General features: G+C 71.9%; 14 protein-coding genes. 8 read left to right on the forward strand and 6 right to left on the reverse strand.

All coding sequences use genetic code 11. The annotated features are described in order from the left end of the window. Positions 1–9 precede the first annotated feature (9 nt). Genes ACZ6IM_RS03295 through arfA form a run of 4 tightly spaced genes read left to right on the forward strand, consistent with a single transcriptional unit; the run spans position 10 to position 4,734 of the window. A complete protein-coding gene (locus ACZ6IM_RS03295) occupies positions 10–1,368 on the forward strand; it encodes an extracellular solute-binding protein (protein WP_469554012.1) in 1,359 nt (452 codons plus the stop codon). After that, positions 1,365–2,306, forward strand: coding sequence for a carbohydrate ABC transporter permease (locus tag ACZ6IM_RS03300; RefSeq protein WP_052842402.1), 942 nt, complete (start codon positions 1,365–1,367; stop codon positions 2,304–2,306). The genes ACZ6IM_RS03295 and ACZ6IM_RS03300 overlap by 4 nt, the downstream gene beginning before the upstream one ends. Beyond that, positions 2,303–3,172 (forward strand): carbohydrate ABC transporter permease, encoded by an 870-nt coding sequence (locus tag ACZ6IM_RS03305; RefSeq protein WP_052842401.1) that lies wholly within the window; start codon positions 2,303–2,305, stop codon positions 3,170–3,172. Before ACZ6IM_RS03300 ends, ACZ6IM_RS03305 begins: the two co-directional genes overlap by 4 nt. A gap of 53 nt (positions 3,173–3,225) precedes the next feature. Then, positions 3,226–4,734 carry an arabinosylfuranosidase ArfA gene (gene arfA / locus ACZ6IM_RS03310; RefSeq protein ID WP_469554014.1) on the forward strand — a complete coding sequence of 503 codons (1,509 nt, stop codon included), beginning with the start codon at positions 3,226–3,228 and terminating at the stop codon, positions 4,732–4,734. 39 nt (positions 4,735–4,773) lie between these two features. Here the strand turns inward: arfA and ACZ6IM_RS03315 are convergent, their stop codons facing one another. Then, the gene (locus ACZ6IM_RS03315; RefSeq protein ID WP_052842399.1) at positions 4,774–7,551 is read right to left on the reverse strand and encodes a beta-galactosidase; all 2,778 of its coding nucleotides are present in this window, start codon (positions 7,549–7,551) and stop codon (positions 4,774–4,776) included. Between the two features lie 96 nt (positions 7,552–7,647). Here ACZ6IM_RS03315 and ACZ6IM_RS03320 point away from each other — a divergent pair, with 96 nt between their 5' ends. Beyond that, a complete protein-coding gene (locus ACZ6IM_RS03320) occupies positions 7,648–8,106 on the forward strand; it encodes an Rrf2 family transcriptional regulator (RefSeq protein ID WP_052842431.1) in 459 nt (152 codons plus the stop codon). Between the two features lie 52 nt (positions 8,107–8,158). Here ACZ6IM_RS03320 and ACZ6IM_RS03325 read toward each other — a convergent pair whose 3' ends face one another. After that, positions 8,159–9,727 (reverse strand): substrate-binding domain-containing protein, encoded by a 1,569-nt coding sequence (locus tag ACZ6IM_RS03325; RefSeq protein WP_052842398.1) that lies wholly within the window; start codon positions 9,725–9,727, stop codon positions 8,159–8,161. A 261-nt stretch (positions 9,728–9,988) separates the two neighbouring features. Here ACZ6IM_RS03325 and ACZ6IM_RS03330 point away from each other — a divergent pair, with 261 nt between their 5' ends. Further along, entirely contained in the window at positions 9,989–10,957 is a 969-nt protein-coding gene (locus ACZ6IM_RS03330) for an arabinan endo-1,5-alpha-L-arabinosidase (RefSeq protein ID WP_469554017.1), read from the forward strand. A 40-nt stretch (positions 10,958–10,997) separates the two neighbouring features. Here ACZ6IM_RS03330 and ACZ6IM_RS03335 read toward each other — a convergent pair whose 3' ends face one another. From ACZ6IM_RS03335 to ACZ6IM_RS03350, 4 genes are all read right to left on the reverse strand, one after another. After that, entirely contained in the window at positions 10,998–12,209 is a 1,212-nt protein-coding gene (locus ACZ6IM_RS03335) for a PucR-like N-terminal domain-containing protein (RefSeq protein WP_052842396.1), read from the reverse strand. 196 nt (positions 12,210–12,405) lie between these two features. Beyond that, positions 12,406–13,347, reverse strand: coding sequence for a hypothetical protein (locus tag ACZ6IM_RS03340; RefSeq protein ID WP_469554019.1), 942 nt, complete (start codon positions 13,345–13,347; stop codon positions 12,406–12,408). 47 nt (positions 13,348–13,394) lie between these two features. Next, positions 13,395–14,975, reverse strand: coding sequence for a DUF6801 domain-containing protein (locus ACZ6IM_RS03345; protein WP_469554021.1), 1,581 nt, complete (start codon positions 14,973–14,975; stop codon positions 13,395–13,397). Positions 14,976–15,085: 110 nt separating this feature from the next. Further along, the gene (locus ACZ6IM_RS03350) at positions 15,086–15,718 is read right to left on the reverse strand and encodes a hypothetical protein (RefSeq protein WP_052842393.1); all 633 of its coding nucleotides are present in this window, start codon (positions 15,716–15,718) and stop codon (positions 15,086–15,088) included. Between the two features lie 652 nt (positions 15,719–16,370). Between ACZ6IM_RS03350 and ACZ6IM_RS03355 the strand changes: the two genes are divergently transcribed. Both ACZ6IM_RS03355 and ACZ6IM_RS03360 read left to right on the forward strand, forming a co-directional pair. Continuing rightward, entirely contained in the window at positions 16,371–17,381 is a 1,011-nt protein-coding gene (locus tag ACZ6IM_RS03355; RefSeq protein ID WP_052842392.1) for an ABC transporter ATP-binding protein, read from the forward strand. Continuing rightward, positions 17,378–18,142: an MlaE family ABC transporter permease gene (locus ACZ6IM_RS03360; protein ID WP_052842391.1), complete on the forward strand. Its 765-nt coding sequence runs from the start codon at positions 17,378–17,380 to the stop codon at positions 18,140–18,142. The genes ACZ6IM_RS03355 and ACZ6IM_RS03360 overlap by 4 nt, the downstream gene beginning before the upstream one ends. The last annotated feature ends 2 nt before the right edge of the window (positions 18,143–18,144 follow it).

Consider the following 18,144-nt stretch of genomic DNA (forward strand, 5'->3'; position numbering starts at 1 on the left):
GGGCAGGGCATGGGACGACCTGGCCTGAATCGCAGGCACTTTCTGGCCGCGGCCGGCGGGCTGACGGTCGCGGGCAGCTTCGGCTTCGCGGCGCTCGGCACCGGCGCCGACGCACTCGCCTCCGGGGCCGACACCCGGGTCCGCTACTGGAACCTCTTCAGTGGCGGCGACGGCTACAACATGATCGCGATGCTGGACTCCTTCCGTAAGGACAACCCCGGCATCGACGTGAAGGACTCCACCCTCCAGTGGGGCAGCCCCTTCTACACCAAGCTCGCCATGGCCGCCGCCGGCAACCGCGCGCCCGACCTCGGCGTCATGCACCTCGGCCGCGTCACCGGCTTCTCGCCCGGCCGCCTCCTCGACGCCTGGGACCCGGCTCTGCTCGCCAAGTACGGCGTGCGCGAAAAGGACTTCAATCCCGAGCTGTGGAAGCGCGCCGTCATCGACGGCAAGCTCTACGCGCTGCCGCTCGACGTCCACGTCCAGCTCTGCTTCTACCGCAAGGACGTGCTGAAGAAGGCGGGCCTGCTCGGCGAGGACGGCCGGATGGTCCCCGTCACCTCCACCGACGAGTGGTTCGACGTGCTGAAGGAGGCCAGGAAGGCCACCGCGAAGGGGCTGCAGACCATCGGCCTGTGGCACAACGACCAGAACTTCCAGTGGTGGTTCTTCGTCGCCTTCTACACCCAGCTCGGCGGCACCTGGTTCAACCGGGCCAACACCGAGGTCACCTTCGACACCGACAAGGCCGTGCGGGTCCTGGAGTTCCTGCGCAAGCACGTCGCCGACGGCTACGCCAACCCCTCCTTCGGCGGCAACGCGGGCGCCGAGCAGTTCGTCAACGGCTCCCCCTTCGCCTGGGAGGGCAACTGGTCCGTGCCGGTCTTCGACGCCGCGAAGCTCGACTACGGCGCCACCCCGCTGCCGCCCGTCTTCGGCGAGCGGGCCACCCACGCCGAGTCCCACTCCTTCGTCCTGCCGCACCAGGCGGGCCGCGGGGGCACCACCAACGAGGGCGCGCACCGGCTCGCCGCCTACGTCGTCAAACACGCCCGGCAGTGGGCGGCCGGCGGGCACATCCCCGCCTACACCCCGACCCTGTCCACGGCCGCGTACCAAAAGCTCCAGCCCCAGAACGAGTACGTCTCGGCCATGGACCACCAGGCCACCGAGCCCAAGGTGTGGTTCGCCGGGTCCACCGGCATCCTCGCCCAGCGGGTCGGCCCGGTCGTCGTCTCCTCGACGACGGGCTCCGCGAAGCCCGAGGCCGCCGCCCGCCGGATGAAGGGCACGCTCACCGAACTGCTCGCCATGAGGAACCCCATGGACGGCCGCACCGCCGCACAGGGAGGTGCCGGCGCATGACCACCACCAGCGCCGAGACGATCGTCCGCCCGGCCCGCGCGAGGACCGCCGCCGACAGCGCAGGCCTGCGGCGACGGCAGGGATTCCAGCACGGCGGCTGGTTCGTCGCCCCGTTCCTCGCCCTGTTCGCGCTCTTCGTGGTCTGGCCGCTGCTGCGCGGCCTCTACCTCAGCTTCACCGACGCCAACATCTCCGGCGACGACGCGGGCTTCGTCGGCCTCGACAACTACCGCGAGGCGCTGAAGGACCCGCTGATGTGGGACGCGCTCGGCCACAGCGCGTACTTCACGCTGCTCGTCGTGCCCTGCATCACGGTCCTCGCCTTCCTCCTCGCGATGCTGGCCCACCACATCGAGCGCGGCAAGTGGCTGTGGCGGCTGTGCTTCTTCCTGCCGTTCCTGCTGCCGTCCACCGTCGCCGCCAACCTGTGGCAGTGGCTGTTCAACCCCGGCACCGGCATGGTGAACCACGTCTTCGGCCTCGACACACCGTGGCTGACCGACAAGTCGTACGCCATGCTGGCGGTCGTCATCACCACCCTGTGGTGGACCGTCGGCTTCAGCTTCCTGCTCTACCTCGCCGCGCTCCAGGGCATCCCCGCCCACCTCTACGAGGCCGCCAAGCTCGACGGCGCCAACGCCTGGCACCGCACGGTCCACATCACGCTGCCGATGCTGCGCAACATCACCGGCCTCGTCGTCGCCCTCCAGATCCTCGCCTCCCTCCAGGTCTTCGACCAGGCCGTCGTGATGCAGGACTTCGGGCCGGGCCCGGAGGACTCGACCCGCACCTTCGTGCAGTACACACTCGAACAGGGCTTCACCAGCTACCGCGTGGGCTACGCCTCCGCGATCTCCATCATCTTCTTCGTGCTCATCGCGGCCGTCGCCCTCGCCCGGATGTGGCTGCTGCGCAACCGTGAGGAGGGCGGCCGATGACCACCGCCGCGGCGCAGACGACCCGGACCACCAGGCCGCGCAGGGCCTGGACGCCCGCCCAGATCGTGCTCACCCTGCTGGGCACCGCCGTCGCCGCGGTGTTCCTCGCCCCGCTGGCCTGGGCCCTGTTCACCTCGCTCAAGTCGGAGACCGAGGCGGTCGAGGTGCCCACGCACTGGCTGCCCCGGGACTGGACCGGCCAGGCATGGAAGGCCCTCTTCGAGACCGGCAACATCACCAACTGGTTCGTCAACTCGCTGGTCGTGTCCGTGTGCGTGACGGCGATCGTGCTGCTGGTCGCCGCGCTCGCCGGATACGGTTTCGCCCGCACCGAGTTCCGGGGCAAGGGCGTCCTGATGGGCCTGGTGATGACCGGCCTCATGGTCTCCCCGGCCGTGCTCGGCGTCCCGCTGTTCACCAGCGTCCAGCAGATGGGGATGGTCGACACCTACTGGGGCATGATCCTGCCGCAGTGCGCGCCCGCCGCGATGGTCTACATCCTCTACAAGTTCTTCCAGGGCATCCCGCGCGAGCTGGAGGAGGCCGCCTTCATCGACGGCGCGGGCCGCTGGCGCGTCTTCTTCACGATCATCGTGCCGCTGTCGCGCCCCTCGCTCGCGGCGGTCGGCATCTTCACCTTCATCAGCTCCTGGAACAACTTCCTGTGGCCCTACATGGTCACCAACAACCCCGACCTGATGACCATGCCGAACGGCATCGCGACCGTCATGAACTCCTACGGCATCCAGTGGGCCCAGCTCATGGCCGGCGGCCTGATGGCCGGCCTGCCGCTGATCGTCGTCTTCGTCTTCTTCCAGCGCCAGATCGTGGCGGGCGTGGCCCACACGGGCCTGGCCGGCCAGTAGAGAGCCCCGTAGCGAGCCCCGTACGAGGACACGTCACCCCCCGAAAGGAAAAGATGCGCACCGCCCGCTTCACCCTCGACCCCGCCTTCACCGTCGGCGCCGTCAACCCCCGCCTCTTCGGCTCCTTCGTCGAACACCTCGGACGCTGTGTGTACACCGGCGTCTTCGAACCCGGCCACTCCACCGCGGACGCCGAGGGCCTGCGCCAGGACGTGCTGGAGCTGGTCCGGGAACTCGGCGTCACCGCCGTCCGCTACCCCGGCGGCAACTTCGTCTCCGGCTACAAGTGGGAGGACTCCGTCGGCCCGGTGGAGGACCGCCCGCGCCGTCTCGACCTCGCCTGGCGCTCCACCGAGACCAACCGCTTCGGCCTCTCCGAGTACATCGCCTTCCTGAAGAAGATCGGCCCCCAGGCCGAGCCCATGCTGGCCGTCAACCTCGGCACCCGGGGCGTGGCGGAGGCCCTGGAACTCCAGGAGTACGCCAACCACCCCGCCGGCACGGCCCTGTCCGACCTGCGCGCCGAGCACGGCGACAAGGACCCCTTCGGCATCCGGCTCTGGTGCCTCGGCAACGAGATGGACGGCCCCTGGCAGACCGGCCACAAGACCGCCGAGGAGTACGGCCGCCTCGCCGCCGAGACCGCCCGCGCCATGCGCCAGATCGACCCGGACGTCGAACTGGTCGCCTGCGGGTCGTCGAGCCAGGCGATGGACACCTTCGCCGCCTGGGAGGCGACCGTCCTGGAGGAGACCTACGACCTGGTCGACCACAACATCTCCCTGCACGCCTACTACGAGCCGCACGACGGCGACGTCGACTCCTTCCTCGCCTCCGCCGTCGACATGGAGTCGTTCATCGAGAACGTCGTCGCCACCTGCGACCACGTCGGCGCCCGCCTCAAGTCGAAGAAGCGGATCAACCTCTCCTTCGACGAGTGGAACGTCTGGTACATGAGCCGGACCGAGGCCCAGGTGAGCGCCCTGGACTGGCCGGAGGCGCCGCGCCTGCTGGAGGACAACTACAGCGTCATGGACGCGGTCGTCTTCGGCTCACTGCTGATCGCCCTGCTGCGGCACGCCGACCGCGTCACCGTCGCCTGCCTCGCCCAGCTCGTCAACGTCATCGCCCCGATCATGACCGAGCCGGGCGGCCCGGCCTGGCGCCAGACGACCTTCTTCCCCTTCTCCCAGGCCTCGAAGTACGGCCGCGGCGAGGTGCTCGACGTGCGCGTGGACTCGCCGGCCTACGAGACCGCCAAGTACGGCGAGGCCGACCTGCTGCACGCCACCGCCGTACGCGCCGAGGACGGCTCGGTGACCGTCTTCGCCGTCAACCGTTCCCGCACCGAGGCCCTCCCGCTGGAGGTCGCCCTCGGCGGCCTGGAACTGACGGAGGTCGTCGAGCACAGCGCCCTCGCGGACGCCGACCCCGACGCCCGCAACACGCTCGCCGAGCCCGAGCGGGTCGTCCCCCACCCGGTGGACGGCACGGCCCTGAGCGAGGGCAGGCTCACCGCCGCCCTGGAACCGCTGTCCTGGAACGTGATCCGGCTGCGCTGAGCCGGACCCGCCCCTCTTGGCCGTCGGCCGCGCGGTCCGTCACCCGCGGGGCCGGGCCGGGGAGGGAACGGGCTTGACCGGTACCCCTCCGGCCGCGCGGCCCAGCAGCTCCAGGCGCACCGGGCCGGGGCCCGACGGAGTGTCGCCGCCGGACAGGACCGCGAGGGCCAGGGTGTTGGCGGCGGCGCGGGTGCGCAGGATGCCGTTCGGCAGCACGAAGGTGTGCGGGGCGCCTTCGCGGCCGCCCGCGTACTCGCCCATGTTCCAGCCGTTCAGGAAGACCTGGACGCGCACGTCGCGGTCCGGGGCGCCGTCGAGGACCAGGCCGACCGAGGCGTCGGTCTCCGGCGGGACGTCCAGGCGGAACGTGGTCCGGTACCAGGTCACGCCCTGGTGCCGGTCCCCGTCCGGGGAAGCCGCCGGGGACGCCGGCTCCCAGGCGCCGTCGTCGTACCCGGGCAGGTGCCAGCCGTGGCGTTCCCCGTACAGGCCACCGGTGTTGAGCGGCCCGCGCACCGGGTCGGGGGCGGCCGCGCCCATGATCCGCCAGCGCACCTCGGGCGAGGCGCCCTCGAAGCGGACCGACGCCAGCCCGCGGGCCGACCGGTACGCGTCCTGGTCGTGCTGCGTGCGCCGGACCAGGACGGAGAGGACGGGCGCGGCGCCCTCGCCGCTCCGCCCGCGCAGCGCCGCGCGCAGGGACCGGGGCAGCGGGAAGTCCGCCGTGGCCGTCCAGGTGCCCGCGCCGTCCTTCCGCCCGCCGGACCGGTCCACGCGGTGCGTGCCCAGCGGCTCCCCGTCCAGCCAGGCCATCAGCAGGCCGTGCGCGCCCGTGCGGTACGACAGGGACACCGACTCCAGGCCCGAGGCGTCGCTGAGGCGGCCGCGGTACCAGACGTCGCCGTAGTGGAAGCCGTAGTCGTCGGCGAAGAGCACCGGCTGTCCGTCGGGGACCGGGGTCGTGCCGTGCGAGGTGCGCCGGTCGGCGACCGTCCAGCCCTCGTCGCCGTAGTCGGGCCGCGACTCGAAGTTCTCCGTGCGCCGCCGCCAGCCGTCGAGCGCGGGCAGCACCAGGTCGGGCACTCCGGGCAGCGGCCACACGGTCATCAGGCTCAGGGCGCGGCCCAGGCCCGACTGCACCGGCTCGCCGTTCCAGGTGATGTCGGTGATGCCGGGCGGTGCCCACACCTCCAGCTCACGCTCGTCGACCGTGTCACCGGTCAGCCGGACGGTCGCGCCGTCCAGGACGGCCTCGCGCAGCAGCTCGGGGCCGCGCACCAGGACCCGGCCCGACGGGGTCTCGTACGGCCACAGCCGCAGGGAGGCGGCGTCGTCGGCGAAGAGCAGCAGCAGGGTGCGGTCGGACGCGCCGCTGCGCACCCGCACCCGGGTCAGCCGGTCCCGGGCGAGCGGCACCGTCACGTGCAGCCGGCCGCGGTCGAAGGCCCAGGCCGCCTCCTCGTCCAGCCGGGTCGGCCACGGCTCGTCCGGGCAGTCCAGGACCAGGTGTGCCATCTCACCGGCCCGTCCCACGAACGCGGCGATGTCCAGCTTCCCGACGCTCAGCGACAGCATGGGCTGCACGGTGGCGTACCCGAGCTTGCGCCCCGCGCCCAGGTGGAGGCCGGTGGCGAACAGCTTGGCGTCCCGGGCCGGGACGGTGACCTCCACGTCGGTGCCGCCCATCGGCAGCTTCGAGGTGACGTCGGCGGCGGAGTCGTTGCGCAGCACGTAGGCGTGCGCGCCGGTGTCCGGGTTGGCCAGGTGCCGCACCCGGATCCGGGGATCCGCCGCCCGGACCGCCCGTGCCTCGGTCATGCGGGTGAAGTCCGGTACGTGGCGCAGGAGGTGGCCGATCTGGTGGAGCGGCGCGAGCTTGTCCGTCGGCCGCCGCGCCTCGTCGATCGCCGCGGTGGGGTCGTACGTCGGGGAGGGTGCCGACGGCGCGGGCAGCCACCCCCACGAGGTGCCGCCGAACGCCATGCGGACGTTGTGCAGGGTGCCGCCCCGCGCCACGCGGTCGAGGTGGGCCCGCCGCGCCTCGGCGGCGTCCCGGGTCCGCTCCGGCTCCTGCCAGGCCAGCGGGGAGCCGGCGTGCAGCAGCGGCACCTCGATGCCGTCGGTGCCGAGCCGCTCGCGCAGGTGGTCCAGGCCGGCGCGCCCGGGGGTGTCCGCCCGGTAGAGCAGCACGGTGCCGGTGCCCCGGGTGAACTGGTGCCGGGCGGCGATCGCGTTGACCCGGCCCAGCCATTCGTCGGCGTGGCGCAGATGGGCGGGGTCGGTGGTCCTGGCCCGCCCCTCGGCCGTCGTCAGCCAGCCGGGCAGGCCCCCCGCGTCCACGTCGGCGCCGATGTACGGGCCGGGGTGCAGGACGACGTACAGACCGCACTCGGCGGCCGTGCGCAGGAACAGGTCGAGATCGCGGACGCCGGTGAAGTCGTACCTGCCCGGGGCGGGGGAGTGCTGGTTCCAGGCGAGGCGCACGCTGACCGCGTTGTGGCCGTACGCCCGCATCTTCTGGAGCACGTCCCGCCACAGGGACGGGCTCGGCAGCCGGAAGGGGTGCAGTTCGCCGGACCACAGGGCCAGCCGCCTGCCGTCCACCAGGAGGGAGTACCGGTCCAGGGCGACCCGGTGGCGCCGGCCGTCGGCGCCGGGCGGGCCGGGCGGCGGCCCGGTGGGCACGGGGCCCGGAGCGCCGGAGGCGGGCAGCGCCGCGCTGCTCACGCTGCCGCCGAGCGCGAGACCGAGGACGGTGGTGCCCGCGAGGGCGCTGAACGCTCGTCTGCCGAGCTTGCTGGGCCTGCTGAGCTCCAAGGGAGCCTCTCCTGTTGCGCGCGTACCTCTGGTCCCGTCAGCTGCGCGGGACGCCTGTGCCGGGCCATTGTCCCAGCGCGCGCCACAATGGTCGGCATGAGGATCTCGGCGCGTGCGGACTACGCGGTACGGGCGGTACTGGAACTGGCCGTCCGGCAGGACGATGCCCCGGTCAAGGCGGAGGACGTGGCCGCCGCGCAGGACATTCCGCACAAATTTCTGGAGGGGATCCTCGGGGACCTCAGGCGCGGCGGCGTCGTGGAGAGCCGGCGCGGCGGGGGCGGCGGGTACCGGCTGGCGCGCGGGGCGGCGGCCATCACGGTGGCGGACGTGATCCGGGCGGTGGACGGCCCGATCGTCTCCGTGCGCGGGGAACGGCCGACGGGGCTGGTGTACACGGGCACGGCGGGGCCGCTGCTGCCGCTGTGGGTGGCGCTGCGCGCCAACGTGCGCAGGATCCTGGAGGGCGTGACGATCGCGGACCTCGCGGCGGACGCGCTGCCGGCCCCGGTGCGGGAGCTGGCGGCCGAACCGGCGGCCTGGGAGAACCCGTAGGCCGGGCCCGCGAAGCGGAGCCCGCGGTCCCGCCGCCGGGCAACTCGCGGGGTCACCTCCCGGCGGGCGTGCCGTCCGGCCGGCACAGCAGCGGCTTGTCCAGCTCGGCGCAGGGGCGGTGGCCCTTGGAGCGGATGACGTCCTTGCCGACCTCGTCGGCGAGGTAGCGCAGGAAGCCCGCCGCTACGGAGTCGGCCGGCGGTTCGCCGTAGGTGTAGGCGATCTCCGTCTGCCAGTACGGGTACGCCCCCTGGTCGGCGCCCTCCAGGGTGGCCGGGTAGCCGTCGATGCGGACCTGCCGGACGTGGTCGTGCGCGGCGGCGGCGCCGACCTCGCTGTGCCCCAGGGCCCCCGGGGTCGAGGCCACCGTGTCCAGCAGCGTCCCGGTGCCGCCCACCTCGCAGCGCCCCGGCCGGCCCCGGTCGAGCCCGGCGCAGTCGGGCGTGGTGACCGCCGGGAGGGGGCGGCCGCCGAGGACCTGCCGTTCGAGCGTGGTGCGGGTGCCCGAGCCGGGGTTCCGGCTGACCAGGTGGATGGGGACGTCGTTGCCCTTGACCTGGCTCCAGTTGGTGACGTGCCCGGCGTAGATGTCCCGCACCTGCTTCAGGGACAGGTCCTCGACCCCCGCGTCCTCGTGCACGACCAGGGTGAACAGGGACAGCGCGACGGGCCTGGGCAGCAGCCGCGGGCGGCCGTCGGACTTCGGTCCGTCGCTGAACGCCAGCCGGTCGCCCAGGCCCCGGCCGTCGGGGAGCCGGGCGCCCGCACCGGCCGCGGCGAGTGTGTCGAGCCCGTCGACACTGCCCTTGAAGGAGGTGGCGGTCAGCGGGATGCGGGCGTCCGGGCAGGTCCGTTCGTACTGCCTGGCGGCCTCCCTCAGCACCGGCGCGAAGGCCGTGGAGCCCGACAGGTGCAGGGTCCCGGCGGCGCAGTCCAGCGGCGCGGCCGCCTCGTCGCTCCCGGCCAGGGTGAACGCGGACTGGGTGGCGCTCACCAGGATGAGCGAGGCGAGCAGCCAGCGGACCTGGCGCGAGGCGAAGGGGTAGTACGCGGTCTTCTTGATGTTCCCGCCGCGCACCCCGCCGACGACCCCCGCGGTGACCTCCGCCTCGGGGAACTCCGGCTCGGTGAAGCCCTCCTCCCGGTCCAGGACCGCCAGGACCTTGTAGTGGGCCCGGCGGTTGAGTATCACCTTGGGCAGCCTGATCTCCCGGCCCGTGGTCTCGAAGCCCTCGGCCCCCGGTACGAAGAAGGTGGGCGGGACCTGCGGGCTGCGTTCGGTGACGGTCATGCCGACCACGCGGCGGCCGGGGAAGGCGATGCGTATGCCCACGGGGTCGCTGGCGGGAGCGACGTAGTCACCGGCGACGACGGGGCTCCAGCCGGCGTTCTCGATCCGCAGCAGCACGACCGAGGGGTCGCGCAGGCTGGTGCCGTCCCACTGCATGCGCTGCAGCACCGTGGTGTCGGGCCCCGAGGCGGCCGAGTCACGGATCGTGGTGTCCAACTGGACGCGGTAGCCGAGCCGCTTGCGGCCCGCCAGCACGAACTCCCACAGCGCGGCCACGACGGGCACGGCCAGGCCCAGGACGGCGGCCACGGAACCCCAGGACAGACTCACGCCCGGCTCCCCCTCAGGACGGTGGCATGGGAGGCCATGGTGACGGGGGAGGGGCCGAAGCGGGCGCGGCCACGGTGACTGTCCGGTGCGAATTCACGCCCCGGCCATCTTCGACACCCGGTGTTTTCCGGACATCGGCCGCCGCCCGTGCCCGGGCCATTGACGCGCAAGCGCTTCGATCCTAGGTTCCGTCACTGCGCAACGTCCGACAACACGACCGTTGTTCGACATACGGAACACGATGTGGAACAGGAGCCCCCCATGCGCCGCAGACGAGCCGCACTCCTCGTCCTCCCCGCCGCCGCCCTGCTCGCCCTCGTCCCCTCCGCGGCGTCGGCCTACCCGAACCCCGGCCGGGTCACCGGCTCCGTCGTCACCCACGACCCGACGATGATCCGCACCCCGTCCGGGCAGTACCGGCTCTACGCCACCGGCGGCGGCATCAGCAGCAAGGCGTCCACGGACCGCACCGCCTTCGCCGCGGGCGCCGACGCCTTCGGCTCCCGGCCCGGCTGGTGGTCCCGCTACTCCTCCGTCCCGGAGGCCTGGGCGCCGGACATCTCCTACCACGGCGGCACGTACCTGATGTACTACTCCGTCTCGTCCTTCGGCTCCAACACCTCCGCCATCGGGCTCGCGGTCTCCACCACCGGAGCGCCGGGCAGCTGGAGCGACCGCGGCATCGTCTACACCTCGGGCTCCGCCGACGACTACAACGCCATCGACCCGAACCTCTTCGTCGACGACGACGGCAAGTGGTGGCTCTCCTTCGGCAGTTGGTGGACCGGCATCAAGATGATCCGGATCGACCCGGCCACCGGCAAGCAGCACGCCTCCGACACCGCCCGCCGCTCCCTCGCCTCCCGCCCGACCGGGACCAAGGCCGTCGAGGCCCCGTACGTCGTCAAGCGGAACGGGTACTACTACCTCTTCGCCTCGTACGACACCTGCTGCGCCGGCACCGGCTCCACCTACAAGGTCAGGGTCGGCCGGGCGACGAGCGCCACCGGGCCCTACCGGGACCGCAACGGCGTCGCGATGACGGACAACGGCGGGACACCGGTCCTGGAGTCGCACGGCGGCGTCATCGGCCCCGGCGGACAGTCGATCATGAACGACGTGGACGGCGACCTGATCGTCTACCACTATTACGACGGCAACGACAACGGCACGCCCAAGCTCGGCATCAACCTCCTGGACTGGAGCAGCGGCTGGCCCGTGGCGTACTGAGCCGCACACCGGTACGGTCGCGCCCGACCCGCCCGAGGCCTCACTCGGTGTCGTCGTGCCCGCGCAGGTGGAGCGAACGGAGGGCCACCTCAATGGCGAAGCGGTGGTCGGGGTCGGCGAGCCGGTCGCCCAGATAGGTGTCCAGCGTCCGCAGGCGGTAGCGGACGGTCTGCGCGTGCACGCCCAGCATCTCGCCGACCTGCTCCGCGGGCGCCCGGGTGGACACGTGCACGCGCAGGGTCTCCACGAGCCGGTCGCGCCGCCTGGCCGGCAACGCGTCGAGCGGGGCCAGTTCACGGGCCGCGATCCGGTCGACCAGCGCGGAGTCGGACAGCAGCCACAGGGTCGTCAGGTGGTCCTCGCAGCGGAGCAGCGGGGCGTCGGGCAGGACTTCGTCGTCGACGAGCTGCAGCACCCGGCGGGCCCAGCGGACGGAGTCGGCGGCCTGGCCGACCGGCACGGTCAGGCCCACCGCGGCGCGGGTGCCGGCCAGGGCCGTGCGGATCATGTCGAGGCGGGCGGGGGTGAGATCCCCGGGCACCAGCAGGTGCGGCTGCGGTATGTCGAGGTCGGCGAGGACGTCCCGGTCGAGGCCCGCCTGGATGTGTTCCGGCGCCGGGGACCGCAGGGCGACCAGGAAACACGACCGGGGCAGCTCCCAGGCGGCGGCCTTGCACAGTTCGGAGACGGCCGTGCGGGGCAGCGGCGAGGCCGCCAGGAGGAAGTGGAGTAACTGTCTTCGTAACGCGGACTCCTCGGAGGCGGCCCGCTCCCGGACCTCCGCGTACCCCTCGCGGGTGATCGCCTCCAGTTCCTCGACGTAGGCGAAGAGCGCGTCGGCGAAGGCGAGGATCAGCGAGGGGGAGAGGCTGTACTGCCGTCCCAGCGTCTTGGCCCGGCGCAGCGCGATGCGGGCACCGAGCCGGTAGGCGCCCTGGAGGACCTCCAGGTCGCGGCCCTCGTAGGCCTCCACCCGGCCGAACCTGCGCAGCAGTTCGTCCCGCAGCTCCGAACTGCTGGAGGGGTCGGCCACCCGGTCCACGAAGGCGGTCAGCGCCTGCTCGACGCCCTGGCGGATCGCGTCCCCGTCCGGGCCGTTGAGCAGCCTGCCGTAGACCGGATAGCTGCGGGTGACCTCGGTGCGGATCTCGTTCAGCAGCCCCGGAAGCAGCGGGCGCATGAAGGCCGCGAACTTCTTGGGCAGGGGGTCGAGCGGTTCACCGAGCACCGAGGGACGCGCGATTGAGGGCATGAGTGATCCCTTGCCGTCGACATGTCCGGTGGGTGGGCCGACCGGGCCCCGCCCTCGGCGGGCGGAGCCTGGACCGGCCCACTGGTCGTTCACCGGTCTGGCAAGCAGACGGTAAATCAACTTTGTTGTGTTGTACATCTCTTGGGGAGGAATCGTGTCACGGTTGTGTACGTCGCCAACCCCCTTGCTGTGAGGGCTACTTGGCGGCGGAGTGCCAGTTCCTCGAGAGGACCTTGCCGGCGTCGGGGACGACCGTCCCAGGGGCGTTGAGGCCGGTGAGGTGGGTCCGGGTGTCGTTCAGGGTGAGGCTGTTGTTCCCGGCGGCGGAGGGCAGCCGGGTCTTCGCGTTCACCGCGGCGTTGATCAGACCGACGTTCAGGCCGCAGCCGGTGGCCCCGGGCACCGCGAAGGTGCTGTCGTTCTGGGTGGCCCCGGTGAGGTTGATCCGGCTCATCTCGCCGGCCGCGTCCTCGGTGCCGTCGCCCCGGAAGAAGGTCATGCCGAACTCGGGGTAGGTGCGGTTCTCCGGGCGCAGCACGATCGGGTTGGCGGCCGTACCGATGTAGCACTTGTCGCCCAGCAGCGGGTTCTCCAGATGGATGCGGACCGGCAGGGCGACGATGGGCTGGTCGGTGAGGACGCCCGCGGTCTGGTCGAAGGCGTAGGGCGCGCCGACCGACTCCATGGTCGCGGTGATCTTGTTGAGGCTGGAGTTCTCCAGCGACTTGCAGATGCCCGTGATCACGAAGATGTCGCTCGGGCACATCAGACCGAGCAGTCCGCCGGGCACGGCGGCGGGCTCGGCCACCAGCGCGCCGGAGGCGGGGGCGACCACGCTGCTGGTGCCGTCCGCGTTCTGCACGACGCCCATCTGGAGGTTGGTCCTGCCGGTCGTCACGGTGGTGTCGCCCAGCTTGATGGAGCCGCTCGCCGAGGTGGACACCACACACTGCGGCGTCTTCTCGAAGCCGTCGGCCGCCAGCATCGCCGGGGCGTCCACGGGGCAGCGGGTGAAGGGGGCCCACTCGCCGTTCAGCGCGGGGTCGGCCGCGGTCGCCGTGCCCAGCGAGGCGAAGGCGCCGAGCGCGGTCAGCGCGGACACGGTGGCGAGCCGGGTGCGGGTGGAGATCCGGGGCATGGTGGTGGCCTTCCGTGGAGGTGGGAGGGGTGGGGTGGGGCGCCGGGTCAGCGCTCGGCGACGGGGATCTGGGCGGGCTGGAGGTCCTCGGTGCACTCCAACGGGTTGACGTTCATGACCGCGCACGTCTGCCCCTGGACCTGCTTGATGTAGTTGCCGGGGCCGGACACGGAGGCGGTGAGCAACCGGTCGAGGTCCTCGCCGCCGGTGCCGCAGCCGGTGAAGGCCGGGATGGTCGCCTCGCCGGACAGCACACCGCCGGAGGTGAGCTGGTAGCCGGTGGCCGGCTGGCCGGTGACTTGCTCGCCGCGCCCGAACAGCACCAGGTGGTCACCGGGGAAGTTCGCGGGGTCCGGGTCGACGGAGCTGAGGGACTTCTCGGTACGGCACCCCGGACCGACGTCCAGGGGCGTCCCGTTGACCTCGAGGGAGGTCACATGAAGGACCAACGGAGCCCGGACATAGGTGTCCATGGTCGTCAGACCCTCCAGGAGGTACAACTTCAGACGCGAGTCGATCCTGACGGGGCCCGTCTGCTCCAGCACCATGGTGGCGGTCACCGGAACGAAGTCGAAGGACAGGAAGGTGCTCCGGAACGGCGGTGTCTGCTTGCGCCCCCGGTAACTGAAGTCGCCCCACGACACGGTGTCGAAGACGAGGGCTTCCGGGTCGAGCGGACCCGCCACGGGGTCGCCCTGTTCGATCAGCATGCAGGACGGCGGCAGGTACGAGGCGGCCTTCTGCTTCCGCACGTTGGTGTAGCCGGTGATGTAGGCGTTGAGCGACTTCGAGGTGGGCGGGTGCTGCTCGTCGTAGCGGCACGGCGGGACGTCGTCGCGGTCCACGGCGGCGCCGGGGGTGTTCTCCAGCACCTCCGGCGAGCGCTCGGACTGCCGCTCCCGCGTCCGGTCCCCGGGTGCCTCCCGCTGCCCCTCCCCGGCCGGCTCCGAGGCCGGCGGGGACCCGGACGGGGAGGGCGAGCCGCTCGCCCCGGGGACGTCCGTGCCGACCGGTACGGTGGCCAGCAGCCCCTGGCCGGGCGCGTCCTCGGCGAGGGCGCAGTCGACGGTCAGCGAGCCGGGGTCCGCGGTGGCCGGGTCGGCCGCCCCGAGCGCCAGGTCGATCGCGAGGGCGCCCGCGGAGAACGTCAGGTCGCCGTCGCTCCGTCCGGCCACCGAGGGGACCTCGCCCCGCGCGACCAGCGTCAGCGGCCCCGACGCGGGCAGCGTGACCGGCTCGGAGCCGCCCCGCCAGGTCGCCGTGGCCGTGGCCGCGTTCTGGGCGACGCCGACGGTGAGCCGGGTGGCCGCCCGTACCTCGGCCGCGTCGCGCGCGGTGAGGTCCGCGACCGCCTCCGCCGGGAGCTCCACGGTGGTGGTGACGTCGGACGGCGTGAACGCCTCGCCCGCCCCGGCCCGCTCCGGGAAGTCCGCCGAGACCCGCACCGTCGCGGGCAGTCGCCCCGAGGGGAGGGTGCAGACGTAGGGGAACTCGGCCTCCACCTCCTGGGTGCCCGAGGCGGTGGCCGTGGTCGGCACCAGGGCGGCGAGCACGACGAACGCGGCGATCGACGTGGTCCGGGCCCGGGCCCGGGACGGCCGCGGGGCGGCGACTGGCTTGGCTGTCATGCGACTCCGCTCGGATGGCTCGGACGGGAGGCCGGTCCTCTCGGGCGCGGCACGGGGCCCGCGAACGCCCGGCCGGGGTGCCGGCCGGGCGGACAGGGCTGGTCGGCGGCCTACGGGTTGGAGCCGACGATGGTCGGGATGGCGCCGGTGCTGGCCACCGTGACGGCGTAGTTGCCCTTGAAGGTGGGCTTGGTGGCGGTCGTGACGATCGCGCCGCAGTTGACGGGGTTGGTGACCGTCAGTTCACCGGCGGTGCTGTTGATCGCCAGGACGCCGGTGGAGTTGGTGTACGTGCCCGAGGCCTTGCCCGTCACCGTGAACTTGCAGGCGCCGGCGGTCACGTTGGCCTTGACGTTGCCGACGTAGCCCTTGGTGACACCGGTGGAGGCGTTGTAGTCCACCGCGATGACGTCCCACGGGGTGACCGAGGTGGTGGTGACGTTGCCCAGGACGCTGGTGCACGGCGAGCCGGACGCGCCGAAGTTCATCGTGGTGATGTCGGCGACGTCCCCGGGGTTGCCGGTGGCGCTCGCCATCGTCCCGGTGGCGTTCGAGGTCGTACACGTCATGGGGATGGTGGCGGTGAGCACGATGTTGCCGACGTTCACGGCCTTGAAGGCGGCCGGCGAGGGGTTGACCGTCCACACCGTGGAGGGCACCGCCGAGGAGGGGACGGCGGCGAGGCCGAGCGCCGACGCGGCCGCACACACCACGAGGGCCGACCTTCTGATGCTCTTCTTCATGACTCGGACTCCTTGAGGGTTGACCTGCATTGCGCCGTGACGTTACTCGCCGGAAACATAGCCGAACAATGCGGAAGTCCATGATTCTTTGAAAAGTGGAACAAGCTGTTTCCGGGGTGAGTGAAACGCGATTCGGCTTAGTCATCTGCTGCCAAGGTCGAAACGTCCCGCCCGTGCCGCTCCCGACCCGTGACCGTCGCACGCGCCGGGGTTCCCGTGCTCATCCGATGACAAGTTACCGAGTGGTTCTTGTGCCCTCCCTGACAGGTTCCGGATGACCGGAGTCGGTATCCCGGAAAACTCCGATTCCGGTGTTGCCCGTCGAGGTTACCCGGCCGTAACGTGCCGGTGCGGTGCTCGGTTCCAGGTCGGTGGCCCCCGTCGGCCGGAGCCATGGCGGACGTGTCCGGGCCCTTCATCCCGTCGGGCCGGGGTGTCCGCCGGCGGGGTCCCGCGGGATCCACACCCCCCGGAACCGCGAGACCCCGCCCTGTCTCCCCGGAGACAAGTGCGGGGCGGGCGGGTTGTCTGCGCGGTGACAAGTTCCACCGGGGTGCCGGTGATCCGTGCCGCACCCGTTGTCAGTGCGCTCCGTGCCGACTTAACGTGCGGGCCCGCAGCGCGTATCCGATCGGCGTCCGCTGGAGGTGATATGGGAATCGAAGTGGTGGTCGAGGGCCTGACCAAGTCCTTCGGTAAGCAGAGCATCTGGCGGGACGTGTCACTCACTCTTCCGGCCGGAGAGGTCAGCGTGATGCTGGGCCCGTCCGGAACCGGTAAGACCGTTTTCCTGAAGTCGCTGATAGGACTGCTCAAACCCGAGAAGGGCCGTGTCCTCATCAACGGGGTGGACATGGTGAACAGTCCGGAAAGAGACATCTACGAGACCCGGAAACTGTTCGGTCTCATGTTCCAGGACGGCGCCCTCTTCGGCTCCATGTCCCTTTTCGACAATATCGCCTTCCCGCTGCGGGAACACACCCGCAAGAAGGAGTCCGAGATCCGCCGCATCGTCATGGAGCGGATCGAGGTCGTCGGGCTGCTGGGCGCGGAGGGAAAGCTTCCGGGAGAGATCAGCGGAGGCATGCGCAAGCGGGCGGGGCTGGCCCGCGCGCTCGTCCTCGACCCGCAGATCATCCTGTGCGACGAGCCGGACTCCGGGCTCGACCCGGTCCGCACCGCCTACATCTCGCAGCTGCTGATCGACCTGAACGCCCAGCTCGACGCGACGATGCTGATCGTCACCCACAACCTCGACATCGCCGCCACCGTGCCCGACAACATGGGGATGCTCTTCCTGCGCGAACTCGTCACCTTCGGCCCGCGCGAGGTGCTGCTCACCAGTGACGAGCCGGTCGTGGCCCAGTTCCTCGGCGGCCGGCGCGAGGGACCCATCGGGATGTCCGAGGAGAAGGACGCGGCCACCCTCGCCGCCGAGGCGGACGCCGCCCCCGCGGCCCCGGCCGCACCCCGGGAGATCGTGCCGCAGCTGGAGCCGTCGCCGGGCCTGCCGCCGCGCCGGGCCGTCGCCCGCCGACGCGAGCGTGTCATGGGCATGATCGACACGCTGCCGCCCGCGGCCCGGTCCGCCATCCGCGAGACGTACGCGAAGAGTTCCGAGGCGGCCACCCTGCCGATGCCCGCCGCCGGGAGCGGCGCGTGATCACCGGCGCGCTGCGGCAGACCGGGCGGCTCTTCGCACTCGCCGCCGAGGTCACCCGGGCCGTCTTCCGAAGACCCTTCCAGTTCCGCGAGTTCGTCGAGCAGTTCTGGTTCGTCGCCAGCGTGACCATCCTGCCCGCCGCCCTGGTCTCGATCCCCTTCGGCGCCGTCATCGCCCTCCAGGTCGGCTCCCTGACCGAGCAGCTGGGCGCCCAGTCGTTCACCGGGGGCGCCAGCGTCCTCGCCGTCGTCCAGCAGGCCAGCCCGCTCATCGTCGCCCTGCTCATCGCCGGGGCCGGCGGCTCGGCCATCTGCGCCGACCTCGGCTCCCGCAAGATCCGCGAGGAACTCGACGCCATGGAGGTCATGGGCGTCTCGCCCGTGCAGCGCCTGGTGGTGCCCCGGGTCCTGGCCGCCATGGGCGTCGCGGTCCTGCTCAACGGCCTGGTCTCCGTCGTCGGCATCCTCGGCGGCTACTTCTTCAACGTCGTCATGCAGGGCGGCACCCCCGGCGCCTACCTCTCCAGCTTCTCCGCCCTCGCCCAGCTTCCCGACCTCTACGTCAGCGAACTCAAGGCGCTGGTCTTCGGGTTCATCGCGGGCATCGTCGCCGCCTACCGCGGCCTCAACCCGCGCGGCGGCCCCAAGGGCGTCGGCGACGCCGTCAACCAGTCCGTCGTCATCACCTTCCTCCTGCTCTTCTTCGTCAACATGGTGATGACGGCCGTCTACCTCCAGATCGTCCCGCCGAAGGGAGGCTGAGG

It is taken from the genome of Streptomyces sp. NPDC042336, assembly GCF_055581985.1.